Here is a 21,552-nt window from a genome sequence, read left to right as displayed (position 1 = left end):
TGTGCTTGTCATAAATGAACTGATAACGGTAATGAGCCTTTATTTCTTCCGGCTTACGGCGAAAAAACCGAGAGCCTCTTTAAGAATGTCATTAGACCGTTGAAGTTCTAAGACCTCTTTTTCAAGCTCGCATATCTTTTGATCCTTGGCATCATTAGATAAACGTTTGTTACCGCTTCCAACATATGCGGTTTCCTGATATTTTTTACGTTTATTACGCCAGCCCGAAAGGGTGTAATAAGGAATACCGAGTTGGTTAGCAGCGGCATTAAGACCAATTTCATCGGATAGCTTAACAGCCTCTTCTTTAAAAGTTTTGTCGTATTGCATTTTGATCACCTCTGTGTTTTTAATAATACCATAGATTTGGTGAGTTTACCAACTCTACTTAAATGCTACCACTCCAGAGGTAGAAACAACAGCCTGTTAAAATGTGCAAGAGTTGAGAAGAATGCACAGGAGTTGAGAAGAATGCACAGGAGTTGAGAAGAGTGCACAGGAGTTGAGAAAAACGTACAAGGTGGTTATGAATCTAAGAATGGAAAATCAAGAGTAGTTCCAATAGTACAGTTTACAACTTATAAGTATGAATTATCACAGCAGATGAGTATTTTGTTTGAACTAAAAGCTTTATGCTATTTCTATAACAAGACTTGCCAATCCTACAAATAATGCCGTAGTAAATAAAATATGTCAGCTTGAAGGCGTTGTAGTTGTAGGCTCGGGTAACTTTGATTTGGAAAAATACAGCGAGAAATTCCAGGGTGGACGAAAGCCAAAGTAAAAAATACTTGCAATCCGTTTAAATATATGTTATTCTTACGGAGCTGTGGCATTGATAGCTGTGAAGCGTGAGGTTGCCGTTCCTGTTGGGATGGGGTTTTCCGTGGAGCGAAAGTCATGTTACTATAAACTGGCGACAAGTCACTGTACCTGAAAAGATAGGGCTCCGTAAGGAGCATAGTGTGTTTAGTCCAAATATCGACACACACGGCAGAGTGTACAGTCACCGCTTGTCGAACTTTTTTAAAAGTGCGAAAAGGAGGCGACTTTTTTTATGGCAACTGAAGTAATGAGGATCATATTAAAGGCTTATGACCATCAGCTGGTGGACAGCTCGGCAGCCAAGATAGTTGATACTGTTAAAAGGAGCGGAGCAAAGGTTTCAGGACCGGTGCCGCTGCCTACTAAAAAGGAAGTGGTAACTATACTTAGAGCGGTTCATAAGTACAAAGATTCAAGGGAACAGTTTGAACAAAGAACCCATAAAAGACTTATAGACGTGCTCACACCGACACAAAAGACAATTGATTCATTATCACGTCTTGAGATGCCGGCAGGTGTTCATGTCGATATTAAAATGAAGAGTAGATAATCCTGCTCTAGAATGAGCATGAAAATGCTCCGCTGTAGAATAAAACCAGGAGGAAAAAAATGAAGAAGGCAATACTCGCTAAAAAGCTCGGTATGACTCAGATTTTTAATGATGCGGGTACATTAGTACCGGTTACCGTGCTTAAGGCAGGACCATGTGTGGTTACACAGGTTAAAACCAAAGAAAATGACGGGTATGATTCAGTGCAGCTGGCTTATGGACAGATCCGTACAAAACTTGTAAATAAACCTCGTTCAGGACATCTTGACAAGGCAGGTATTACAAAAGAAACCATTGAAAAAGGGAATAAAAAGAGAGAAGTTTATCCGGTTGGAAGATTTCTTAAAGAATTTAAATTAGAGAATTCAGATCAATATTCAGTAAAGGATGAGATCAAAGCTGATATATTTGCTGCCGGAGATAAAGTCGATGCAAGTGCAGTTTCAAAGGGTAAAGGCTTCCAGGGAACTATAAAAAGATACGGTCAGCATAGAGGTCCTATGTCTCACGGTTCAAAGTTCCATCGTCATCAGGGTTCAAACGGTTCAACCTCAAGTCCGAGCCGTGTGTTTAAAGGTAAGGGAATGCCCGGACATATGGGATGTGAAAGGGTTACAATACAGAATCTTGAGGTAGTGAGAGTTGATAAGGAAGAAAACCTCATAATTGTAAAAGGTTCTGTACCGGGACCTAAGAAAACACTTGTAATAATAAAAGAAGCAGTTAAGGCAAAGGCTTAGGAAAGGAGGACGCACAGATGGCTAAAGTATCTGTTTATGACATAGAAGGCAAAGAAGTGGGCGATATGGAATTAAATGATGCGATTTTTGGCATTGAAGTTAATGAACATATTGTACACATGGCAGTTGTTGCGCACCTTGCCAATAAGCGCCAGGGAACACAGAAGGCAAAAACCAGAGGTGAAGTAAGAGGCGGCGGAAGAAAGCCGTGGAGACAAAAGGGAACCGGACATGCAAGACAGGGTTCTATAAGATCACCGCAGTGGAAAGGCGGTGGAGTAGTATTTGCTCCCACTCCCAGAGATTACAGCATAAAGCTTAATAAAAAGGAGAGAAGGCTTGCACTTAAAAGTGCTCTTACAAGCAGAGTAAATGACAATAAGTTTATAGTAGTTGATGACTTTAAGATGGATGAGATTAAAACAAAGAAGATGGTAGCGGCTTTGACAAACCTTAAGGTTTCAAAGGCTCTTATAGTTACATCTGAAAATGAAACAAACACAGTTCTTTCTGCAAGGAATATAAGAGGTGTAAAAACCGCATCTCCAAATACTATAAATGTGTATGATATTCTTAAATATAATACCGTTGTAGCTTCAAAGGCTGCTGTAAATACGATAGAGGAGGTGTATGCATAATGGCTGATATAAAATATTATGACGTAATACTCTCACCTGTCATTTCAGAAAAAAGCATGGCAGGCATGTCTTCAAAGAGCTATACATTTCTTGTACATCCTGATTCAAACAAGATAATGATAAGAGAAGCGATTGAGAAGATGTTTCCGGGAACAAAGGTGCAAAAGGTAAACACCATGAACCTTAAAGGAAAAGAAAAACGCCGTGGCAATAAAAGCGGATTTACATCAAAAAAGAAAAAAGCTATAGTAAAGCTTGCATCAGACAGTAAGGAAATAGAGCTGTTTGAAGGATTATAATTCGGCTTTTAAATATATTAGGGATTATAATCGCCCTACTTTTAAATAAAAGCCGTACATTATACGGGAGAAACCGTGATAAAAACGAAGCGATACTGTTTTATACAGTATGGCATAAAAGGAGAATATAATGGGAATTAAAAAATACAAACCATATACCCCTTCCAGGCGTAATATGACCGGTTCTGATTATACGGAGATCACAAAGGATACTCCTGAGAAAACGCTTGTAGCTCCACTTAAGAAAAAAGCGGGAAGAAATAATCAGGGAAAAATAACGGTAAGACATCGTGGAGGCGGAGTCAAGAGAAAATATAGAATTATTGATTTCAAAAGAAAATCAAAAGATTCAATTCCGGCAATTGTCAAAGCAATAGAATACGATCCGAACAGATCGGCAAATATAGCGCTTATTTCCTATATTGACGGTGAAAAAGCCTATATTATAGCACCGGAGGGTCTTACTGTAGGCATGAAGATTGTAAGCGGTGAAAATGCGGAAGCAAAATTAGGAAACTGCCTGCCGCTCTCACTTATACCTATAGGAGCACTTGTACACAATGTAGAGCTTTATCCGGGCAGAGGTGCACAGATTGCACGTTCGGCAGGAAATTCTGCACAGCTTATGGCAAAGGAAGGTAAATATGCTACACTGCGTCTGCCTTCAAATGAGATGCGTATGGTTCCTATAAACTGCCGTGCAACCATAGGTGTTGTTGGAAATGCGGATCATGCACTTATAAAAATAGGTAAGGCGGGAAGAAAACGCCATATGGGTATAAGACCTACGGTTCGTGGTTCTGTTATGAATCCGAATGACCATCCGCACGGCGGTGGTGAAGGAAAGACCGGAATAGGTCGTCCGGGTCCTTGTACACCGTGGGGCAAACCGGCTCTCGGTCTTAAGACAAGAAATAATAAGAAACACTCAAGCAAGCTTATCATCAGAAGACGTGATGGTAAGGGTACTTCAAAATAAGGAGGAAGCCAGATGTCACGTTCACTTAAAAAAGGTCCGTTTGCAGACCGCCATGTATTAAAGAAGGTTGAGCAGTTAAATAAATCAGGTCAGAAGAGCGTTATAAAAACATGGTCCCGTCGTTCAACCATCTTTCCCGAGTTTGTAGGTCATACATTTGCAGTACATGACGGAAGAAAGCATGTTCCGGTATATGTAACGGAAGATATGGTAGGCCATAAACTCGGTGAGTTTGCTGCCACAAGGACTTACAGGGGTCATAAGGCAGATGATAAGAAAGCATCAAGATAAGTTAAGAAAGGTTTGAAGGGAGGTTTATTTATGGCAAAAGGACACAGATCCCAGATTAAAAGAGAAAGAAATGAAAAAAAGGATACAAGGCCTTCGGCAAAGCTTTCTTATGCGAGGGTATCAGTTCAGAAAGCATGCTTCGTTCTCGATGCTATAAGAGGCAAGGGTGTGCAGCAGGCACTCGGTATACTCAGATATAATCCGAGATATGCTTCAAGGCTTATAGAAAAGCTTTTAAAATCAGCCATAGCAAATGCTGAAAATAATAATGATTTAAATGCTGAAAATTTATATATAGCTGAGTGTTTTGCAGGCTCAGGACCTATAATGAAAAGAATAAAACCAAGAGCACAGGGCAGGGCTTATCGTATAGAAAAAAGAATGAGTCATATCACTGTTGTGCTTGACGAAAGATAATAAGGAGGCAAAGATGGGACAGAAAGTTAATCCGCATGGTTTAAGAGTCGGAGTAATAAAAGGCTGGGATTCCAGATGGTATGCAGAAGCTGATTTTGCCGATCTCCTTGTAGAGGATTATAATATAAGGAAATTCCTTAAAAAGGAGCTTTATGATTCAGGAATTTCCCATGTAGAGATAGAACGTGCCTCAGACAAGGTAAAGATAATAATACATACGGCAAAACCCGGAATTGTCATAGGAAAACAGGGTGCAGGCATTGAAAAGCTTAAGACCCGTATAGCAAAACTTACCGACAAAAAGATATTTATAGATATAAAGGAAGTTAAAAGAACTGAAAAAGATGCACAGCTTGTAGCTGAAAGCATAGCAAGACAGCTTGAAGACAGGGTGGCATTCCGTAGGGCGATGAAATCAACTATGGGAAGAAGCATGAAAGCGGGAGTTTTAGGAATTAAGGCTTCATGTTCAGGAAGACTTGGAGGTGCCGATATGGCACGTACCGAGTTTTATGCAGAAGGTACAATACCGCTTCAGACACTGCGTGCAGATATAGATTACGGTTTTGCAGAGGCCGATACCACTTACGGAAAGGTAGGTGTTAAGGTTTGGATATATAATGGAGAAATTCTTCCTGTAAAAGAAAATAAGGAAGGGGGCGTAGACTGATTATGTTAATGCCTAAAAGAGTAAAACACAGAAAACAGTTCCGTGGTTCGATGTCAGGTCGTGCACTTAGAGGAAATACTATTTCAAACGGTGAGTACGGTCTTATAGCACTTGATCCGTGCTGGATAAAATCAAATCAGATAGAAGCAGCCCGTGTTGCTATGACACGTTATATAAAGCGTGGAGGAAAGGTATGGATAAAAATATTCCCTGATAAGCCTGTTACTACAAAACCTGCCGAAACCAGGATGGGTTCAGGAAAAGGCTCAACGGAATATTGGGTTGCCGTTGTAAGACCGGGACGTGTTATGTTTGAGATAGCTGGAGTAACTGAGGAGGTTGCAAAAGAAGCCCTCCGCCTTGCTATGCACAAACTTCCATGCAGATGCAAAATAGCCTCAAAAGCTGAATTAGAAGGCGGTGATAAGAGTGAAAGCTAATAAGTATATTGAAGAGTTAAGGTCAAAATCCGTGCAGGAATTAAAAGAAGAGCTGGTTTCGGCAAAAAAAGAACTTTTTAATCTCAGGTTTCAGAATGCAACCAGCCAGCTTAACAACACCTCAAGGATCGCAGAGGTACGCAGAAATATAGCCAGAATACAGACTATTATAACCGAAAATTCAAAAATGGCTTAATGCAGGAAGGAGATAAAGTGGCAGAGAGAAATCTTAGGAAAACACGTATCGGCAAGGTTGTCAGCAATAAGATGGATAAAACCATCACAGTTGCTATAGAGGACCATGTAAAGCACCCGCTTTATGGAAAAATTGTAAAACAGACGGTAAAATTCAAGGCACATGATGAAAAAAATGAATGTACAGAAGGAGATACCGTAAAAATAATGGAAACCAGACCGCTTTCAAAGGATAAAAGATGGCGCCTGGTTGAGATAATTGAGAAAGCTAAATAAACTCACAGGAGGAAGTATCAGGGATGATTCAGCAGGAAACACGCTTGAGGGTTGCAGATAATACCGGTGCGAAGGAACTCCTTTGTATTCGAGTTATGGGCGGCTCAAGAAGAAGATATGCTTATATAGGCGATATAATCGTTGCTTCGGTCAAAGATGCAACACCGGGAGGCGTTGTAAAGAAAGGCGATGTAGTTAAGGCTGTTGTAGTGCGTACTGTAAACAGTACACGCCGTAGAGACGGTTCCTATATCAGATTTGACGAAAATGCGGCAGTAATAATAAAAGAGGATAAAACCCCGAGGGGAACACGTATCTTCGGACCGGTTGCCAGGGAGCTTCGTGAGAAACAGTTTATGAAGATAGTATCCCTTGCTCCGGAAGTATTATAGGAGGTAGAGCCGTGCAGAAAATAAAAAAAGATGATTTGGTAAAAATCATAACAGGAAAAGACAAGGGCAAATCCGGCAAAGTGCTTAAGGTTGATGTTAAAAAGCACAGAGTAGTGGTGCAGGGCTGCAATATGCAGTTAAAGCATACAAAACCCGGTATGAAACATCAGAACGGGGGAATTATAAATCAGGAAGGCAGCATAGATATCTCAAATGTTATGCTGCTTGTTGACGGACAGCCCACAAGAGTCGGCTTTAAGATAGAAGACGGCAAAAAGGTAAGAATAGCTAAAAAAACCGGCAAGGTTATCGGATAATACGGAGAGGAGGAAGTTAAATTGGCAAGATTAAGGGAACTTTATAAAGACGAAATTGTACCTAAACTTAGAGAAAAATTCGGATATAAGAATCCCATGCAGATTCCGAAACTTGACAAGATAGTCATAAATATGGGAGTCGGAGAAGCAAAAGACAATGTTAAGATTCTTGATGCAGCTGTAAGAGATCTTGAAATCATCTCCGGTCAAAAAGCCGTAATAACAAAGTCAAAAAAATCAATAGCAAATTTCAAGCTTAGGGAAGGCATGCCTATAGGCTGCAAAGTAACCTTAAGAGGGAACAAGATGTATGAGTTTGCAGACCGCCTTATAAATCTGGCACTTCCTAGGGTTCGCGACTTTAGAGGCGTCAATCCTAATTCATTTGACGGCAGAGGAAATTATGCACTCGGTATTAAAGAGCAGCTTATATTCCCTGAGATAGAATATGATAAGATTGATAAAATAAGGGGAATGGATATAATATTCGTTACCACTGCTAAAAGCGATGAAGAAGCACGTGAACTTCTGGCATTATTTAATATGCCATTTTTCAAAAACTAGGAGGAGGATAAGATAATATGGCAAAAACTGCAATGAAGATTAAACAGGCACGTCCTGCAAAATTCAGCACAAGACAGTACAGCAGGTGCAAAATATGCGGTCGTCCGCATGCTTATCTCAGGAAATACGGTATATGCAGAATATGCTTCAGAGAGCTTGCATACAAAGGGCAGATACCGGGTGTAAAGAAGGCATCCTGGTAACAGGCTTAAAACAAATATACATTTTCAGTTATTGCAATATAAAAAATAAGGAGGCAATATTCCATGACATTGAGCGATCCTATTGCAGATATGCTTACAAGAATACGTAATGCCAATACTGCAAAGCATGATGTGGTAAGTATACCTTCCTCAAGGATGAAAACTGCTATTGCAAGCATACTTTTGGAAGAAGGATATATAAGAAAATACGAGCTCATTGAAGAAGGCGGTTTTACAGTAATTCGTATTACACTTAAATACGGTGCTGATAAAAAAGAGAGAATTATAAGCGGATTAAAAAGGATTTCAAAGCCGGGACTCCGCATCTATGCAGGAAAAGAAGAACTTCCAAGGGTACTTGGAGGACTTGGAACTGCCATAATTTCAACAAATCAGGGTGTTATCACTGACAAAGAGGCACGCCGTCTCGGTGTAGGCGGAGAAGTACTCGCATTTGTATGGTAATTATGATATACCGCTTTGCCATCACATAATTGCGGTATTAAATGCAGCATTCTGCAAAGAAAAATTATAAAGTTAAATAAAAATAAACACCTGAAAACACGGAAAAATCCGTGAATAATTTAAGGAGGAAAAGGATGTCACGTATAGGTAAACAGCCGGTGGCTGTACCTTCGGGAGTAACGGTAACTATAGGTGAAGATAACCATGTAGTTGTCAAAGGACCTAAAGGAACGCTTGAAAGAGTATTTCCGGCAGGTATGGAGATAAAGCAGGAAGAAGGAAATATACTGGTTTCAAGGCCGAATGACCTTAAAAGGATGAAAGCACTTCATGGACTTTCAAGAACCCTTTTAAACAATATGGTTGTTGGCGTTACAGATGGATTTGAAAAGGTACTTGAGGTGAACGGTGTCGGTTACAGGGCACAAAAACAGGGTAAAAAGCTTGTCCTTTCACTTGGCTATTCTCATCCGGTTGAGATGCAGGACCCTGAGGGCATAACCACAGTGCTTGACGGAACCAATATTATAAAAGTACAGGGCATAGACAAGGAAAAAGTAGGCCAGTTTGCAGCGGAAATAAGAGATAAGAGAAGACCTGAGCCGTATAAGGGCAAGGGTATCAAGTACGCTGGTGAAGTAATAAGACGTAAAGTCGGTAAGACCGGTAAAAAATAATTAGGAGGGTAGGATAGTGGTTAGCAAAAAGACCAGAAGCGAAGTTCGTGCTAAAAAGCATAGAAGGATGCGCAGCCGTTTAGAAGGAACGACGGACAGACCGCGTTTAGCGGTATTTAGAAGCAACAACCATATGTACGCTCAGATTATTGACGATACGGTTGGTAATACAATTGCAAGTGCTTCAACAATTGAAAAAGAATTAAAATCGGAAATTGAAAAAACCAACAATGTCGATGCTGCGGCACGTGTAGGTACACTTGTTGCCAAAAGAGCAATTGAAAAGGGTATTGAAAAAGTTGTCTTTGACAGGGGCGGATACCTTTACCAGGGTAAGGTTCAGGCACTTGCGGATGCCGCACGTGAGGCAGGACTGCAGTTCTAACAGGAGGAGAGTTTAATAAATGAAACGTACATTTATAGATCCGGCTGCCCTTGAATTAAATGACAAGGTTGTAGCCATAAAACGTGTTTCAAAAACCGTAAAAGGCGGACGTACAATGAGGTTTTCTGCTCTTGTAGTTGTAGGAGACGGCAATGGGCATGTCGGCGTGGGACTCGGCAAAGCAGGAGAAGTTCCCGAGGCTATAAGAAAAGGTAAGGAAACTGCAACAAAGTCGCTTGTTGAAATAAATATAGATGAAAACAGAAGTATACCGCATGACTTTGTAGGGAAATTCGGCAGTGCAAATGTTCTGCTTAAGAGAGCACCTGAAGGTACCGGTATAATAGCCGGAGGTCCGGTGCGTGCAGTTGCAGAGCTTGCCGGAATTAAAAATATCCGTACAAAATCACTTGGTTCAAATAATAAAACTAATGTAGTTTATGCCACATTACAGGGGCTTACTTCTTTAAAAACACCTGAAGAAGTTGCAAGGCTCAGAGGCAAATCGGTAGCAGATATACTTGGATAGTCTGAAAGGAGAGAAAATGGCAGGAAAATTAAAAATTACTTTAGTTAAATCTCCTATCGGAGCGATTCCTAAGCATAAGGCAACCGTTGAGGCACTTGGGCTCAGGAAACTTAACAAGACAGTTGAAAAGCCTGATAATGATGCTGTAAGAGGCATGATCTGGCATGTAAAACATCTTGTAAAGGTAGAAGAGATATAGCAGGACACTCTGCCCTTCTACGGGCAGCATTACAATTAAAGAATGGAGGTACAGTCATGGATTTATCTAATTTAAGACCGGCTGAAGGCTCTAAGCATAACAGTTTCAGACGTGGCCGTGGACATGGTTCAGGCAACGGCAAAACGGCAGGAAAGGGACATAAGGGACAGAAAGCACGCTCAGGCGGCACAAGACCCGGCTTTGAAGGCGGTCAGATGCCTTTATACAGACGTATCCCTAAGAGAGGTTTTAAAAACCGCAACTCAAAGGATATAGTGGGTGTAAATGTTTCAAAACTTGAATGCTTTGACAATGGCAGTGAAGTAACTGCCAAGCTGCTTATAGAAGCCGGTATTATTAAAAAAGAAAGAGACGGCTTAAAAATCCTTGGAAACGGCGAGCTGACAAAAAAACTCAATGTCAAGGCTCACGCATTCAGTGAAAGTGCGAAATCAAAGATAGAAGCTTCCGGCGGAACCTGCGAGGTGGTATAATATGTTAAGCACACTTAGAGATGCTTTTAAAGTAAAGGATTTGAGGAAAAAACTTTTTTATACCTTTGCTATGCTTATTGTAATACGTCTTGGCAGCAATCTTACAATTCCGGGTGTGAACAACAAGTTTCTCCGTGATTTTATATCACAGCAGCAGGGCAATGCATTTGGATTTGTAAATGCTCTTACCGGAGGCTCATTTGAACAGATGAGTGTTCTTGCACTTAGTATCACCCCCTATATTACAAGCTCAATCATAATGCAGCTTATGACTATAGCCATACCGAAGCTTGAAGAGATGCAAAGGGAAGGTGAGGATGGCAGAAAAAAGATAATGGAATATACACGCTACCTTACGGTGGCACTTGCACTTGCACAGTCGGTTGCACTGTCTGTAGGTTTCGGACGTCAGGGGCTTTTGTTTAACTTTACTCCGAGAAGCGTGATAGTTGCCGTATGTGCTATGACTGCGGGAAGTGCATTCCTTATGTGGATAGGCGAGAGGATTACTGAAAAGGGTGTCGGAAACGGTATCTCAATAGTGCTTCTTTTTAATATTATCTCATCACTGCCGGCTGATCTTTCGGAGCTTTATAATGTATTTATAAAGGGTAAATCAGTTGCCGTAATGGTGGTTGCAGGGCTTGTGATAGCGGCATGTATACTTGTAATGGTAGTATTTGTAATAATACTTCAGGATGCCGAAAGACGTATTCCTGTACAGTATTCGGCAAAGACACAGGGGCGCAGGCTTGTAGGCGGACAGTCTTCATATATACCGCTTAAGGTAAATACTGCCAATGTTATCCCTGTAATATTCGCTTCATCAATCATGTCATTTCCGGTGGCAATATCACAGTTTGTACCTGCATTACAGACAGGTATACCGGGTAAGATTGTTAAATTTTTAAATTCAGGCAGCTGGTTTGATATGACATCTCCTGTATATACACTTGGAGCATTGCTCTACATAGTGCTTATAGTGCTGTTTGCATATTTTTATACCTCAATTACGTTTAATCCTCTTGAGATAGCAAACAACATGAAGAAACAGGGTGGTATGATACCGTTTGTAAGACCGGGAAAGCCGACCACCGAGTATCTTACAAAGATTTTAAACTATATTATATTTATAGGTGCTGCAGGTCTTGTAATAGTATGTGTGATTCCGCTTATAATATCAGGAGTATTTAAAGTAAGCAGACTTTCATTTACGGGGACTTCACTTATAATTATAGTCGGTGTAATACTTGAAACAATAAAAGCGATAGAATCGCAGATGCTTGTAAGAAACTACAAGGGATTTTTATCGGAATAATCTCTTAAAGGAGATGCTGCCATAAGTATCTCCTTTAAGTAAAATTTTTAATTTAATAACATGGAGGGTTTTATGAAGATTGTTATGCTTGGAGCCCCCGGTGCCGGAAAAGGTACGCAGGCTAAGAAAATTGCAGAAAAATATTCAATACCGCATATTTCAACAGGAGATATTTTCAGAGCAAACATTAAGGCGGGAACACAGCTCGGTGTTAAAGCGAGGTCCTATATGGATAAGGGGGAGCTTGTCCCTGATGAAGTTACCATAGGCATGCTTATTGACAGAATACATGAGCAGGATTGTAAAAAAGGCTTTATACTTGACGGATTTCCAAGAAATATACCGCAGGCTGAGAGCCTTGACAAGGTACTTAAGGAAATTTCAGAAAAAATTGATTTTGCCATAGATGTAGATGTTCCGGATGAAAATATTATAAAACGTATGTCAGGAAGGCGTGCCTGTCTTAATTGCGGTGCAACCTACCATGTGAGCTTCAATCCTCCTAAAAAAGAAGATATATGTGACGGATGCAGCCATGAGCTTGTACTTAGAGATGATGATAAGCCTGAAACCGTTAAAAAAAGGCTTGAGGTTTATCATGAGCATACAAAGCCGCTTATTGATTATTATAAAAAAGCGGGTATACTCAGGACGGTTGACGGAACAAAGGATATGGACAAGGTCTTTGCAGATATAATTTCTATATTGGGAGATAAGTAATGTCAGTTACTATAAAATCTGCAAGAGAAATTGAACTCATGAAAAAAGCCGGTGAGATACTGGCAAAAACTCATGATGAGCTGGAAACTGTATTAAAACCGGGTATATCAACTTATGATATAAATAAAATAGCTGATGAGATTATAAGATCATATGGTTGTGTACCGTCATTTCTTAACTACAACGGGTTTCCGGGTTCAATATGCATTTCATTAAATGATGAGGTGGTGCATGGCATACCCTCTAAAAAACGCATTGTAAAAGAAGGCGATATAGTCAGTCTTGATGCAGGCGTCATTTGGAAAGGGTATCATTCGGATGCGGCAAGGACACATGCCGTAGGAAAAGTAAGTGATGAGGCTGCAAAACTTATAGAAGTTACAAGAGAGTCATTTTTTAAAGGAATTGAATTTTGCAAGCCGGGAAACCATCTGAATGATATATGTTCTGCCATAGGCGAGTATGCAGAAAGCTTCGGATACGGTGTTGTAAGGGATCTTGTGGGGCACGGTATAGGAACCAAACTTCATGAATCTCCGGATATACCCAATTTCAGGATGAACCGCAACGGTATAAAACTGGAACCGGGTATGACATTTGCCATAGAGCCTATGATAAATGTGGGCAGACCTGAAGTAGAGTGGCTTGGCGACAACTGGACAGTTGTAACCGCTGACGGCTCGCTTTCGGCACATTATGAGAATACTGTACTTATAACAAATGAAGGTTGTGAAATTTTATCACTTATAAAATAGTGCAGGCTGTGAAATTTTATCGACCGTAAAATACTGTTTTAAATAATTTGTCGGCAGATTAAGCACGGATACAGGAGAGTTTATGACTGAAAACAATATAATCGGAGCTGCGGCAGTTTCAAAAGCAGGTCATGATAAGGACAGGTCATATATCATAATAGAGGCGGACAAGGGTTTTGTATGGCTTTGCGATGGAAAGAAAAGAAAGTTTGAACTGCCTAAAAAGAAAAGTATAAAGCACATAAGGATTTTAAAACACGGTGATGCCGATTTTGCAGGCAGAGTGCTTTCAAATAGCATCACGGACGAGGAAATTAAATATTTCCTGAGACATTTGGAGGTAATGGATGTCTAAATCAGACGTTATAGAAATTGAAGGAGTAGTAATAGAAAAACTGCCTAATACCATGTTTCAGGTTGAACTTGAAAACGGGCATCAGGTACTTGCACATATAAGCGGAAAACTTCGTATGAATTATATACGGATTTTACCGGGAGATAAAGTAACCATAGAACTGTCTCCATATGACCTGTCAAAGGGCAGGATAATATGGCGTGATAAGTAAAGTACCACTAAAAACAGCTTGATAAAGGCACATCAAAGTGGTATAATATTTTGGCGACTTTGTCAAAATAGGGGAAAGGAGAATTAAAATGAAGGTTAGATCTTCGGTTAAACCCATTTGTGAAAAGTGCAAAATTATTAAGAGAAAAGGGGCTGTCAGAGTAATCTGTGAAAACCCTAAGCACAAACAAAGACAGGGTTAGTGTTATAAAAAGAGAAAAATAAGGAGGAATACATAGAACATGGCTCGTATAGCTGGTGTTGATTTACCGAGAGAGAAACGTGTAGAGATTGGCTTGACTTACATCTATGGTATAGGTGTGCCAAGTTCAAGACGCATACTTTCAGAGGCTGCCGTTAGTCCGGATACAAGAGTTAAGGATCTGACGGATGACGAGGTGAAAAAGATAGCCGCCGTTATATCTGAAAGCCAGACGGTTGAAGGTGATTTGCGCAGGGAAATCGCTCTAAACATAAAGAGGCTTCAGGAAATCGGCTGTTACAGGGGCATACGTCATAGAAAAGGTCTGCCTGTGCGTGGACAAAAAACAAAGACGAATGCAAGAACCCGTAAAGGTCCCAGAAAGACAGTTGCAAACAAGAAAAAATAAACTTAATTAAAAATATAATTATTTTACAAAAATGCTAAACGTTGCATGTTTTAAAAACAGGAACGTAAGTTGTTTTAGTTTAAAGAAAGTAGGTTAGTTTAGATGGCAAACAAAGCGTCCACCAAAAGGGTGAGTAAAAAACGCATTAAGAAAAACGTTGAACGCGGACAGGCTCATATACAGTCATCATTTAATAATACAATAGTTACATTGACTGATACTCAGGGCAATGCATTGTCATGGGCAAGTGCCGGTGGTCTTGGATTTAGAGGTTCAAAGAAATCTACTCCGTATGCAGCATCAATAGCTGCTGAAACTGCTGCAAAGGCAGCCTTAATACATGGACTTAGGTATGTAGACGTTATGGTAAAGGGTCCGGGTTCAGGAAGAGAGGCTGCAATACGTGCTCTTGCTGCCTGTGGAATAGAAGTAACAAGTATAAAGGATGTAACTCCGGTACCGCATAACGGATGTCGTCCGCCAAAACGCAGAAGGGTCTAATCAGGAGGTATTTAAAGTGGCAGTTAATAGAGTTCCCGTTCTTAAAAGATGCAGATCACTCGGTCTTGATCCAGTATATATCGGTATCGATAAGAAATCAAATAGAAATTTAAAAAGAGCCAATAGAAAATTAAGTGAGTACGGCAATCAGCTTAAAGAAAAGCAGAAAGCCAAATTTATCTACGGAGTGCTTGAAAAACCGTTCAGAAATTATTATGCAAAGGCTTCAAGGATGAGAGGTCAGGTAGGTGAAAACCTTATGATACTTCTTGAAAGAAGGCTTGATAATGTAGTTTTTCGTATGGGCTTCGGCAGAACCAGGCGTGAAACACGCCAGATAGTTGACCATAAGCATGTGCTTGTAAATGGTAAATGTATAAATATCCCCTCATATCTTGTAAAGGCAGGGGATGTGATTGAAATAAAAGAGAGTGTAAAATCTTCCACAAGATATAAGGAGATTGCAGAACAGACCGGAGGTCGTATGACTCCTTCATGGCTTGAGGCGGATCTTGAGGCACTTAAAGGAAATATCAAGGCACTTCCTACAAGGGAAGAGATAGATGTTCCGGTAGATGAACTTCTTATAGTCGAGTTGTACTCCAAGTAATAACAATACAGCAGGTTTATGCATGGTATGTTTTTGCGTGCCGGCATTTCCGGGCTTTTGTCCACCTGATGGCAGAGCAGTATAAGACAGACGGTATATTTTCTTTAAACTTAAGTTTATTTAAGCTTTGAAGCGGAGTCTTTGCTGTTTTGTCGGCATTGTTTATTACAACATAAAAAGGAGGAAATTAAGTGTTCGATTTTGAAAAACCAAATATAGAGATTGCAGAGATTTCAGAAAACAATACTTTCGGCAGGTTTATATGTGAACCGCTTGAAAGGGGATATGGTACTACACTTGGAAATTCACTCAGAAGAATTATGCTGTCTTCACTGCCGGGTACTGCTGTAAGTCAGGTAAAGATTGAGGGTGTTCGTGATGAGTTTTCAACTATTGAGGGTGTAAAAGAAGACGTAACTGAGATAATAATGAACATTAAAAGCCTTGTCATTAAAAATAACGGCAGGAGCGATGAGCCGGTTACCGCTTACATTGAGTTTGACGGTGATGGCGTAGTTACGGCAGCGGACATCAAGTGCGGTCCTGAAATTGAAATAATAAATAAAGATCAGATTATAGCTACTGTAAGTGATGTAAAGTTTAATATGGAACTTACTATAACAAACGGTAGAGGGTATGTAGGTGCTGATAAAAATAAAAACAGCGATCTGCCTATAGGTGTTATAGCGGTTGATTCTGAATATACACCTGTTGAGAGAGTAAACCTTCTTGTTGAAAATACTCGTGTCGGGCAGATGACGGATTACGATAAACTTACGCTTGATGTATATACGAATGGTGCTATGATGCCTGATGAGGCAGTAAGTTTTGCTGCAAAGGTTTTAAGTGAACACCTGAATTTGTTTATTAATCTTTCTGAAAATGCAAAAACTGCTGAAATAATGGTTGAAAAAGAGGAAGACGGTAAAGAGAAAGCTCTTGAGATGAATATTGATGAGCTGGAGCTTTCAGTACGTTCCTATAACTGTCTTAAAAGGGCAGGCATAAATACTGTTGAGGAGCTTTGCGATAAAACACCTGAGGATATGATGAAAGTAAGAAATCTCGGGCGCAAATCGCTTGAGGAGGTTCTTGCAAAACTTAAAGATCTCGGGCTTTCTCTGAAACAGGAAGATAATTAATTAGATTTACATTATTATAAAATACAGCGTTTAGAGACTTATAAAATATTATATTTTAGAGGTCTCTAAGGAAAATATCTTTGTACATACACTAAGTCCGATGAGCCTGTATGTACTTCCATGAATGGAGGAAAAATAAATGCCAAGAAAAAAGAAGCTTTCGCTGACATCAAGCCAGAGAAAGGCACTGCTTAGGAATCAGGCGACAGCACTTATCCAGCACGGTAAGATTGTTACTACCCAGGCAAGAGCAAAAGAGGTAAGAAAGATAGTTGAATCTCTAATTGCACTTGCTGTAAAGGAGAGGGATAATTATGAGACTGTAAGCATCAAAGCTAAGGTTGCAAGAAAGGATGCTGACGGCAAGAGAGTTAAGGAGGTTATAGACGGCAAGAGACGTACTGTCTATGATGAGGTTGATAAGGAAATCAAAAAGGACAAGCCTTCAAGACTTAATGCCAGAAGGAAAATTTATTCTGTACTTTATGTTCCGACCTTTGTTCCTAAAGAAGCGGCTAAAAGGAAAAGAAATACAAAAAAAATCGACCTTGCTGCAAAGCTCTTTGATGAGTACGGACCTAAATATGCCGACAGGAAAGGCGGATATACAAGAGTAATTAAGATAGGACAGCGTAAAGGCGATGCCGCTATGGAGGTAGTGCTTGAATTTGTTTAAGCTTTAAATAAAGCGTTGGGCAGGTTTTGAACAAGCAGGTTAGTATCTTTGCTTTAAATAGCGGATTTAATATAATTGTTTTTGAATTAAAGTTTATCTCTGCCGGGAGCTTCGGCAGGGATATTTTTTATATTGACATCAGCTGATATAATATATTTTTAGAGGGGAGCAGTTTTATGCTTCTCTTGTTATATTGTATTAATATTATTATGTAGATGTTTGCACTGCTGCATATTTAAGAAATTAAGACGGACGAAAAAATTATGCGTATAAATAAATATCTGGCGGATATAGGTATATGCTCAAGGCGTGAAGCTGACAGGCTTATAAAAGCCGGAAAGGTAAACATAGATTTAAAAATTGCCGATGTTGGAGCTATTTTAAAAGATGGTGATAAAATATATCTAAACGGAAACCTTATAGGAAACTTCGGCAGTGATAAAAAGCCTGAAAAAGTAGTTATAGCAGTTAATAAACCTAAGGGTATAGTATGCACTACCACTGATAATGACAGAGCATTGAATATAGTGGACTATATTGGCTATCCGTTAAGGATATACCCCATAGGCAGACTTGACAAAGAGTCTACAGGGCTTATACTTATGACTAATCAGGGGGAGCTTGCCGACAGGATTATGAAAGCGGCAAACTGCCATGATAAGGAATACTTTGTTACAGTTAATAAATGCATAGATGATAATTTTATAAAAAAAATGAGTGCAGGAGTTTATTTGCATGAACTTAAGGTAAAAACCCGTAAATGTATTGTAAAAAAAAGGGGGGAAAAAAGCTTTGTAATAATTCTTACACAGGGTCTTAACAGACAGATAAGGCGTATGTGTGCAGAATTGGGATATAAAGTTACAGACCTTAAACGGACGAGAATTATGAATATAAGGCTTGGAGCCTTAAAATCCGGTGAATGGAGAAGGCTCGGCTCTGATGAGATAAAGCATATTCAAGATTATAAAATAAAACAGTTAACATAAAGCAATTAAAATAAAGCAGCTGACAAAACAGTTAAATCAAACAGTAAAATATGAAAATGATATATTGACCGGAATAATTATATAAATTACGGCAGCTATAAGAGTTTGCCGTCAGGGAAAGGAAGGTCATTGCACAGATATGGATAACTATGACGATGGAAACGCTGATTATACGAGCATAAATACAGCTATGCCGGAAACGGCACCGTTTAAAAGAATGAGGGAGCTTATAGCATTGTTAAACAAGGCTTCCGAGGCATATTATAAAAAAAATATTGAAATAATGGATAATTATGAGTATGACAGGCTCTATGATGAGCTTTTAATGCTTGAAAAAAAATCCGGCATCGTACTTTCAGCATCACCTACTCAGAAAGTGGGTTATGAGGTTTTGGAATCACTCCCTAAAAAGGAGCATGATACACCTATGCTTTCACTGAACAAGACAAAAAGCGTAGAAGATCTTAAAGGATGGCTTGGAAGTGAGAAAGCTTTGCTTTCATGGAAGCTTGACGGGCTTACAATAGTGCTTAACTATGACGGAGGTATCCTTAAAAATGCGGTTACAAGAGGGAACGGCATAGTAGGAGAGGTAATAACGGATAATGCCAGAAATTTTAAAAATATACCTGTTAAAATTGATTTTAATAAGGAGCTTATATTAAGAGGAGAGGCAGTTATAAGTTATTCGGATTTTGACAGAATAAATGAACAGATTCCCGATCTTGATGCAAAGTATAAGAATCCAAGAAATTTATGTTCAGGTTCGGTAAGACAGCTTAATCCTGAAATAACTGCAAGCCGATCTGTCTACTTTTATGCATTTACGCTGGTATCTGCACAGGGCGTCGATTTTAAAAATTCAATAGATGTACAGATGCAATGGCTTAAAGACAGAGGTTTTGATACAGTTGAATATATAATGACAGAAGCAAAAAGTATTGAAACCGATATTAAAAATTTTGAAAATAGAATAGAAAAAAACAATCTGCCATCAGACGGGCTTGTACTTATATATGATGATATAGAGTATGGAAAATCCCTTGGCAGCACATCAAAATTTCCTAGAAATTCCATAGCATTTAAATGGTCTGATGAACTTAAAGAAACTAAACTTTTAGATATAGAATGGAGTCCGTCAAGAACCGGGCTTATAAATCCTATAGCAATATTTGAACCGGTTGAGCTTGAAGGGACTACTGTAAGCCGTGCAAGCGTACATAATTTAAGTATGGTTGAAGGGTTAAAGCTTGGAAAGGGTGATATAATAAGTGTTTATAAGGCGAATATGATCATACCCCAGATAGCAAAAAATCTTACGGGTTCAGGAAGTATCAAGCCTCCGGATTTATGCCCTGCATGCGGACATAAGCCTAAAATAAAACAGGAGGCGGATGTAAAAACAGTGCACTGTACAAATAAAGAATGTCCTATAAGGCATATAAAGGGATTTGCTTTGCTTGCCGGAAGAGATGCGTTAAATATAGACGGACTTTCTGAAAAAACCCTTGAAAAATTTATATCACTCGGTTTTATAAAGGAAGCTTCTGATATATTTAAGCTTTCAAGACATAAGGATGAAATAGTAGCTATGGAAGGCTTTGGAGAAAAATCTTATGAAAATCTTGAAGCCGCCATACAAAAGGCATCACATACAACCTTGCCGAGACTTTTATACTCGCTTGGGATAACCGGCATAGGACTTTCAAACGCAAAAATACTGAGCAGCCATTTTGATTTTGATCTTGAGCGTATAAAAAATGCAAAAAAAGAAGAACTTACTGAAATCGACGGTATAGGCAGTGTACTTGCATCGGCTATAGAGGAATATTTTTCAAACAGTGAAAATATACTCAGGCTTGATAGGCTTTTATCCTGTATTGAGATAGAGAAAGTCCAAAAGAGCGGTACATACAATGAAAATATAGCAGGAAAAACCTTTGTTATAACCGGAAAAACACAAAAATTTGAAAACCGTAAAAAACTCCAGGAAATTATAGAAAATAGTGGAGGCAAAGTAAGTTCATCGGTAAGTGCTTCAACAGCCTATCTTATAAATAATGATATATCTTCAACTTCTTCAAAAAACAAAAAAGCCGTTGAGCTTGGAGTAAGTATAATTACAGAAGAAGAATTTTTAAATTTATTAAATACAAGGAGATAGCCAAATTGCCTATAAAAATACAAAATGAGCTTCCTGCAAAGGCTGTGCTTGAATCAGAAAATATATTTGTAATGGATGAAACAAGAGCTGACACACAGGATATAAGACCGCTTCAGATACTTATATTAAACTTAATGCCTTTAAAAGAAGATACTGAAACCCAGCTGCTTAGGGCATTGTCAAATACTCCTTTACAGGTGGATTGTTCATTTTTAATGATAAAATCACATAAAAGCAAAAATACAAGTCAGAGCCATTTAAATAAATTTTATAATTATTTTGATGATATAAAGGATAGGGCTTATGACGGAATGATAATCACAGGTGCTCCTGTTGAACATATGGAATTTGAAGAAGTAAATTACTGGGATGAGCTGTGCAGTATAATGGAATGGAGCAAAAAAAGGGTAACATCCACACTTCATATATGCTGGGCATCACAGGCAGGGCTTTATTATTACTACGGAATAAGGAAATATCCTATGAAAGAGAAACTTTCAGGTGTATATAAACATAGAACAATGCACAGGAAAATACCGCTTATAAGGAGCATGGATGACTATGTATACTGCCCTCATTCAAGAAATACTGAGATAAGAAGGGAGGATATAGAGAATTGCTCCGATTTAAGTATACTTGCAGACAGTGATGAGAGCGGTATACTGCTTTTAATTGATAAAGCCGGAAGGAAGGTTTTTATACAAGGACATCCTGAATATGACCGCATGACACTTAATAATGAATATCACAGGGATGTGGCTAAGGGATTAAACCCGAAACTGCCTGTAAACTATTATGAGCATGACAATCCGTTTGAAAAGCCTATACTTTCATGGAGAAATTTTTCAAACACGCTTTATGCGAATTGGCTTAATTTCTATGTTTATCAGAATACCCCCTATGAGCTTAAAGAAATGGAGAAAAGGATTTAAATATTTGAAAGGTTTTTAATAATA

36 protein-coding genes and 1 pseudogene are annotated in these 21,552 nt (G+C 39.1%); 36 read left to right on the top strand and 1 reads right to left on the bottom strand.

The features are described from left to right. Window positions 1-39 precede the first annotated feature (39 nt). A complete protein-coding gene (locus HMPREF9333_RS01485; RefSeq protein WP_005539276.1) occupies window positions 40-330 on the bottom strand; it encodes a transposase in 291 nt (96 codons plus the stop codon). Window positions 331-513: 183 nt separating this feature from the next. Here HMPREF9333_RS01485 and HMPREF9333_RS13615 point away from each other — a divergent pair. From HMPREF9333_RS13615 to metA, 36 genes and pseudogenes are all read left to right on the top strand, one after another. Then, window positions 514-712, top strand: a pseudogene (locus tag HMPREF9333_RS13615) (PLP-dependent transferase); the annotation flags it as partial. A gap of 345 nt (window positions 713-1,057) precedes the next feature. Beyond that, complete coding sequence (gene rpsJ / locus HMPREF9333_RS01480) at window positions 1,058-1,375, top strand: 30S ribosomal protein S10 (protein ID WP_005539275.1); 318 nt, start codon at window positions 1,058-1,060, stop codon at window positions 1,373-1,375. A gap of 59 nt (window positions 1,376-1,434) precedes the next feature. Beyond that, window positions 1,435-2,115 carry a 50S ribosomal protein L3 gene (gene rplC, locus HMPREF9333_RS01475; RefSeq protein ID WP_005539274.1) on the top strand — a complete coding sequence of 227 codons (681 nt, stop codon included), beginning with the start codon at window positions 1,435-1,437 and terminating at the stop codon, window positions 2,113-2,115. 17 nt (window positions 2,116-2,132) lie between these two features. Next, window positions 2,133-2,753, top strand: coding sequence for a 50S ribosomal protein L4 (rplD, locus tag HMPREF9333_RS01470; protein ID WP_005539273.1), 621 nt, complete (start codon window positions 2,133-2,135; stop codon window positions 2,751-2,753). After that, window positions 2,753-3,052 (top strand): 50S ribosomal protein L23, encoded by a 300-nt coding sequence (gene rplW / locus HMPREF9333_RS01465; protein WP_005539271.1) that lies wholly within the window; start codon window positions 2,753-2,755, stop codon window positions 3,050-3,052. The genes rplD and rplW overlap by 1 nt, the downstream gene beginning before the upstream one ends. 130 nt (window positions 3,053-3,182) lie before the next feature. Next, entirely contained in the window at window positions 3,183-4,031 is an 849-nt protein-coding gene (gene rplB / locus HMPREF9333_RS01460; protein ID WP_005539269.1) for a 50S ribosomal protein L2, read from the top strand. A 12-nt stretch (window positions 4,032-4,043) separates the two neighbouring features. Continuing rightward, on the top strand, window positions 4,044-4,322 hold the full coding sequence (rpsS, locus tag HMPREF9333_RS01455; RefSeq protein WP_005539268.1) for a 30S ribosomal protein S19: 279 nt from the start codon (window positions 4,044-4,046) through the stop codon (window positions 4,320-4,322). A gap of 30 nt (window positions 4,323-4,352) precedes the next feature. Then, window positions 4,353-4,739: a 50S ribosomal protein L22 gene (gene rplV, locus HMPREF9333_RS01450; protein ID WP_005539267.1), complete on the top strand. Its 387-nt coding sequence runs from the start codon at window positions 4,353-4,355 to the stop codon at window positions 4,737-4,739. Between the two features lie 13 nt (window positions 4,740-4,752). Then, complete coding sequence (gene rpsC / locus HMPREF9333_RS01445) at window positions 4,753-5,409, top strand: 30S ribosomal protein S3 (protein ID WP_005539266.1); 657 nt, start codon at window positions 4,753-4,755, stop codon at window positions 5,407-5,409. Between the two features lie 2 nt (window positions 5,410-5,411). After that, window positions 5,412-5,849 carry a 50S ribosomal protein L16 gene (gene rplP / locus HMPREF9333_RS01440; protein WP_005539265.1) on the top strand — a complete coding sequence of 146 codons (438 nt, stop codon included), beginning with the start codon at window positions 5,412-5,414 and terminating at the stop codon, window positions 5,847-5,849. Next, the gene (gene rpmC / locus HMPREF9333_RS01435) at window positions 5,839-6,045 is read left to right on the top strand and encodes a 50S ribosomal protein L29 (RefSeq protein WP_005539263.1); all 207 of its coding nucleotides are present in this window, start codon (window positions 5,839-5,841) and stop codon (window positions 6,043-6,045) included. The genes rplP and rpmC overlap by 11 nt, the downstream gene beginning before the upstream one ends. Further along, window positions 6,045-6,320: a 30S ribosomal protein S17 gene (gene rpsQ / locus HMPREF9333_RS01430; RefSeq protein ID WP_040882017.1), complete on the top strand. Its 276-nt coding sequence runs from the start codon at window positions 6,045-6,047 to the stop codon at window positions 6,318-6,320. Before rpmC ends, rpsQ begins: the two co-directional genes overlap by 1 nt. A 23-nt stretch (window positions 6,321-6,343) precedes the next feature. Then, complete coding sequence (gene rplN, locus HMPREF9333_RS01425) at window positions 6,344-6,712, top strand: 50S ribosomal protein L14 (RefSeq protein WP_005539259.1); 369 nt, start codon at window positions 6,344-6,346, stop codon at window positions 6,710-6,712. A gap of 11 nt (window positions 6,713-6,723) precedes the next feature. Then, window positions 6,724-7,029 (top strand): 50S ribosomal protein L24, encoded by a 306-nt coding sequence (gene rplX / locus HMPREF9333_RS01420; protein ID WP_005539256.1) that lies wholly within the window; start codon window positions 6,724-6,726, stop codon window positions 7,027-7,029. A gap of 21 nt (window positions 7,030-7,050) precedes the next feature. Beyond that, window positions 7,051-7,593 (top strand): 50S ribosomal protein L5, encoded by a 543-nt coding sequence (gene rplE, locus HMPREF9333_RS01415; protein WP_005539254.1) that lies wholly within the window; start codon window positions 7,051-7,053, stop codon window positions 7,591-7,593. 17 nt (window positions 7,594-7,610) lie between these two features. Next, complete coding sequence (locus HMPREF9333_RS01410; protein WP_005539252.1) at window positions 7,611-7,796, top strand: type Z 30S ribosomal protein S14; 186 nt, start codon at window positions 7,611-7,613, stop codon at window positions 7,794-7,796. Window positions 7,797-7,859: 63 nt separating this feature from the next. Next, window positions 7,860-8,261 (top strand): 30S ribosomal protein S8, encoded by a 402-nt coding sequence (gene rpsH, locus HMPREF9333_RS01405; RefSeq protein WP_005539251.1) that lies wholly within the window; start codon window positions 7,860-7,862, stop codon window positions 8,259-8,261. Window positions 8,262-8,395: 134 nt separating this feature from the next. Next, window positions 8,396-8,938 (top strand): 50S ribosomal protein L6, encoded by a 543-nt coding sequence (gene rplF / locus HMPREF9333_RS01400; RefSeq protein ID WP_005539249.1) that lies wholly within the window; start codon window positions 8,396-8,398, stop codon window positions 8,936-8,938. Between the two features lie 16 nt (window positions 8,939-8,954). Then, a complete protein-coding gene (gene rplR / locus HMPREF9333_RS01395) occupies window positions 8,955-9,323 on the top strand; it encodes a 50S ribosomal protein L18 (protein WP_005539247.1) in 369 nt (122 codons plus the stop codon). A 19-nt stretch (window positions 9,324-9,342) separates the two neighbouring features. After that, entirely contained in the window at window positions 9,343-9,852 is a 510-nt protein-coding gene (gene rpsE, locus HMPREF9333_RS01390; protein ID WP_005539246.1) for a 30S ribosomal protein S5, read from the top strand. Window positions 9,853-9,868: 16 nt separating this feature from the next. After that, on the top strand, window positions 9,869-10,051 hold the full coding sequence (rpmD, locus tag HMPREF9333_RS01385) for a 50S ribosomal protein L30 (protein WP_005539245.1): 183 nt from the start codon (window positions 9,869-9,871) through the stop codon (window positions 10,049-10,051). A gap of 56 nt (window positions 10,052-10,107) precedes the next feature. Continuing rightward, a complete protein-coding gene (gene rplO, locus HMPREF9333_RS01380) occupies window positions 10,108-10,545 on the top strand; it encodes a 50S ribosomal protein L15 (protein WP_005539243.1) in 438 nt (145 codons plus the stop codon). Window position 10,546: 1 nt separating this feature from the next. Then, the gene (gene secY, locus HMPREF9333_RS01375; protein ID WP_005539241.1) at window positions 10,547-11,863 is read left to right on the top strand and encodes a preprotein translocase subunit SecY; all 1,317 of its coding nucleotides are present in this window, start codon (window positions 10,547-10,549) and stop codon (window positions 11,861-11,863) included. Window positions 11,864-11,935: 72 nt separating this feature from the next. Continuing rightward, window positions 11,936-12,583 carry an adenylate kinase gene (locus HMPREF9333_RS01370; protein WP_005539239.1) on the top strand — a complete coding sequence of 216 codons (648 nt, stop codon included), beginning with the start codon at window positions 11,936-11,938 and terminating at the stop codon, window positions 12,581-12,583. Then, entirely contained in the window at window positions 12,583-13,338 is a 756-nt protein-coding gene (gene map, locus HMPREF9333_RS01365) for a type I methionyl aminopeptidase (RefSeq protein WP_005539238.1), read from the top strand. Before HMPREF9333_RS01370 ends, map begins: the two co-directional genes overlap by 1 nt. A gap of 82 nt (window positions 13,339-13,420) precedes the next feature. Next, the gene (locus tag HMPREF9333_RS01360; RefSeq protein ID WP_005539237.1) at window positions 13,421-13,693 is read left to right on the top strand and encodes a KOW domain-containing RNA-binding protein; all 273 of its coding nucleotides are present in this window, start codon (window positions 13,421-13,423) and stop codon (window positions 13,691-13,693) included. Next, the gene (gene infA, locus HMPREF9333_RS01355) at window positions 13,686-13,904 is read left to right on the top strand and encodes a translation initiation factor IF-1 (RefSeq protein WP_005539235.1); all 219 of its coding nucleotides are present in this window, start codon (window positions 13,686-13,688) and stop codon (window positions 13,902-13,904) included. The genes HMPREF9333_RS01360 and infA overlap by 8 nt, the downstream gene beginning before the upstream one ends. 88 nt (window positions 13,905-13,992) lie before the next feature. Next, complete coding sequence (gene rpmJ, locus HMPREF9333_RS01350; RefSeq protein ID WP_040882016.1) at window positions 13,993-14,106, top strand: 50S ribosomal protein L36; 114 nt, start codon at window positions 13,993-13,995, stop codon at window positions 14,104-14,106. 39 nt (window positions 14,107-14,145) lie between these two features. After that, window positions 14,146-14,514, top strand: coding sequence for a 30S ribosomal protein S13 (rpsM, locus tag HMPREF9333_RS01345; RefSeq protein WP_005539233.1), 369 nt, complete (start codon window positions 14,146-14,148; stop codon window positions 14,512-14,514). Window positions 14,515-14,616: 102 nt separating this feature from the next. Next, window positions 14,617-15,015 carry a 30S ribosomal protein S11 gene (gene rpsK / locus HMPREF9333_RS01340; RefSeq protein WP_005539232.1) on the top strand — a complete coding sequence of 133 codons (399 nt, stop codon included), beginning with the start codon at window positions 14,617-14,619 and terminating at the stop codon, window positions 15,013-15,015. Between the two features lie 16 nt (window positions 15,016-15,031). Then, window positions 15,032-15,625 (top strand): 30S ribosomal protein S4, encoded by a 594-nt coding sequence (gene rpsD, locus HMPREF9333_RS01335; protein WP_005539230.1) that lies wholly within the window; start codon window positions 15,032-15,034, stop codon window positions 15,623-15,625. A gap of 191 nt (window positions 15,626-15,816) precedes the next feature. Beyond that, complete coding sequence (locus tag HMPREF9333_RS01330; protein WP_005539228.1) at window positions 15,817-16,767, top strand: DNA-directed RNA polymerase subunit alpha; 951 nt, start codon at window positions 15,817-15,819, stop codon at window positions 16,765-16,767. Window positions 16,768-16,906: 139 nt separating this feature from the next. Then, window positions 16,907-17,443: a bL17 family ribosomal protein gene (locus HMPREF9333_RS01325; RefSeq protein WP_005539227.1), complete on the top strand. Its 537-nt coding sequence runs from the start codon at window positions 16,907-16,909 to the stop codon at window positions 17,441-17,443. Between the two features lie 263 nt (window positions 17,444-17,706). Then, the gene (locus HMPREF9333_RS01320; protein WP_005539225.1) at window positions 17,707-18,432 is read left to right on the top strand and encodes a pseudouridine synthase; all 726 of its coding nucleotides are present in this window, start codon (window positions 17,707-17,709) and stop codon (window positions 18,430-18,432) included. 190 nt (window positions 18,433-18,622) lie between these two features. Beyond that, window positions 18,623-20,596 (top strand): NAD-dependent DNA ligase LigA, encoded by a 1,974-nt coding sequence (ligA, locus tag HMPREF9333_RS01315; protein ID WP_040882084.1) that lies wholly within the window; start codon window positions 18,623-18,625, stop codon window positions 20,594-20,596. Window positions 20,597-20,601: 5 nt separating this feature from the next. Beyond that, window positions 20,602-21,528, top strand: a complete 927-nt coding sequence (metA, locus tag HMPREF9333_RS01310) for a homoserine O-acetyltransferase MetA (RefSeq protein WP_005539222.1) — start codon at window positions 20,602-20,604, stop codon at window positions 21,526-21,528. Window positions 21,529-21,552: the final 24 nt, after the last annotated feature.

This window comes from Johnsonella ignava ATCC 51276 (genome assembly GCF_000235445.1).
GTDB lineage: Bacteria > Bacillota > Clostridia > Lachnospirales > Lachnospiraceae > Johnsonella > Johnsonella ignava.
The sequence above is the reverse complement of the archived record's forward strand: the minus strand, read 5'-3'. Positions and strand labels throughout refer to the sequence as shown.

Bases quoted from the DNA above. Each gene is read 5' to 3' on its own strand.
- rplP (WP_005539265.1), top strand. From the start codon at position 5,412: ATGTTAATGCCTAAAAGAGTAAAACACAGAAAACAGTTCCGTGGTTCG.
- rpsQ (WP_040882017.1), top strand. From the start codon at position 6,045: ATGCAGGAAGGAGATAAAGTGGCAGAGAGAAATCTTAGGAAAACACGT.
- rplN (WP_005539259.1), top strand. From the start codon at position 6,344: ATGATTCAGCAGGAAACACGCTTGAGGGTTGCAGATAATACCGGTGCG.
- rplO (WP_005539243.1), top strand. From the start codon at position 10,108: ATGGATTTATCTAATTTAAGACCGGCTGAAGGCTCTAAGCATAACAGT.
- ligA (WP_040882084.1), top strand. From the start codon at position 18,623: ATGCCGGAAACGGCACCGTTTAAAAGAATGAGGGAGCTTATAGCATTG.
- rplF (WP_005539249.1), top strand. From the start codon at position 8,396: ATGTCACGTATAGGTAAACAGCCGGTGGCTGTACCTTCGGGAGTAACG.
- secY (WP_005539241.1), top strand. From the start codon at position 10,547: ATGTTAAGCACACTTAGAGATGCTTTTAAAGTAAAGGATTTGAGGAAA.
- infA (WP_005539235.1), top strand. From the start codon at position 13,686: ATGTCTAAATCAGACGTTATAGAAATTGAAGGAGTAGTAATAGAAAAA.
- rpsK (WP_005539232.1), top strand. From the start codon at position 14,617: ATGGCAAACAAAGCGTCCACCAAAAGGGTGAGTAAAAAACGCATTAAG.
- rplD (WP_005539273.1), top strand. From the start codon at position 2,133: ATGGCTAAAGTATCTGTTTATGACATAGAAGGCAAAGAAGTGGGCGAT.
- rpmD (WP_005539245.1), top strand. From the start codon at position 9,869: ATGGCAGGAAAATTAAAAATTACTTTAGTTAAATCTCCTATCGGAGCG.
- rpsS (WP_005539268.1), top strand. From the start codon at position 4,044: ATGTCACGTTCACTTAAAAAAGGTCCGTTTGCAGACCGCCATGTATTA.
- rpsM (WP_005539233.1), top strand. From the start codon at position 14,146: ATGGCTCGTATAGCTGGTGTTGATTTACCGAGAGAGAAACGTGTAGAG.
- rplC (WP_005539274.1), top strand. From the start codon at position 1,435: ATGAAGAAGGCAATACTCGCTAAAAAGCTCGGTATGACTCAGATTTTT.
- HMPREF9333_RS01370 (WP_005539239.1), top strand. From the start codon at position 11,936: ATGAAGATTGTTATGCTTGGAGCCCCCGGTGCCGGAAAAGGTACGCAG.
- rpsJ (WP_005539275.1), top strand. From the start codon at position 1,058: ATGGCAACTGAAGTAATGAGGATCATATTAAAGGCTTATGACCATCAG.
- rpsH (WP_005539251.1), top strand. From the start codon at position 7,860: ATGACATTGAGCGATCCTATTGCAGATATGCTTACAAGAATACGTAAT.
- rpsC (WP_005539266.1), top strand. From the start codon at position 4,753: ATGGGACAGAAAGTTAATCCGCATGGTTTAAGAGTCGGAGTAATAAAA.
- HMPREF9333_RS01485 (WP_005539276.1), bottom strand. From the start codon at position 330: ATGCAATACGACAAAACTTTTAAAGAAGAGGCTGTTAAGCTATCCGAT.
- rpmJ (WP_040882016.1), top strand. From the start codon at position 13,993: ATGAAGGTTAGATCTTCGGTTAAACCCATTTGTGAAAAGTGCAAAATT.
- rplB (WP_005539269.1), top strand. From the start codon at position 3,183: ATGGGAATTAAAAAATACAAACCATATACCCCTTCCAGGCGTAATATG.
- rplW (WP_005539271.1), top strand. From the start codon at position 2,753: ATGGCTGATATAAAATATTATGACGTAATACTCTCACCTGTCATTTCA.
- rplV (WP_005539267.1), top strand. From the start codon at position 4,353: ATGGCAAAAGGACACAGATCCCAGATTAAAAGAGAAAGAAATGAAAAA.
- HMPREF9333_RS01410 (WP_005539252.1), top strand. From the start codon at position 7,611: ATGGCAAAAACTGCAATGAAGATTAAACAGGCACGTCCTGCAAAATTC.
- HMPREF9333_RS01325 (WP_005539227.1), top strand. From the start codon at position 16,907: ATGCCAAGAAAAAAGAAGCTTTCGCTGACATCAAGCCAGAGAAAGGCA.
- map (WP_005539238.1), top strand. From the start codon at position 12,583: ATGTCAGTTACTATAAAATCTGCAAGAGAAATTGAACTCATGAAAAAA.
- rpsE (WP_005539246.1), top strand. From the start codon at position 9,343: ATGAAACGTACATTTATAGATCCGGCTGCCCTTGAATTAAATGACAAG.
- HMPREF9333_RS01360 (WP_005539237.1), top strand. From the start codon at position 13,421: ATGACTGAAAACAATATAATCGGAGCTGCGGCAGTTTCAAAAGCAGGT.
- HMPREF9333_RS01320 (WP_005539225.1), top strand. From the start codon at position 17,707: ATGCGTATAAATAAATATCTGGCGGATATAGGTATATGCTCAAGGCGT.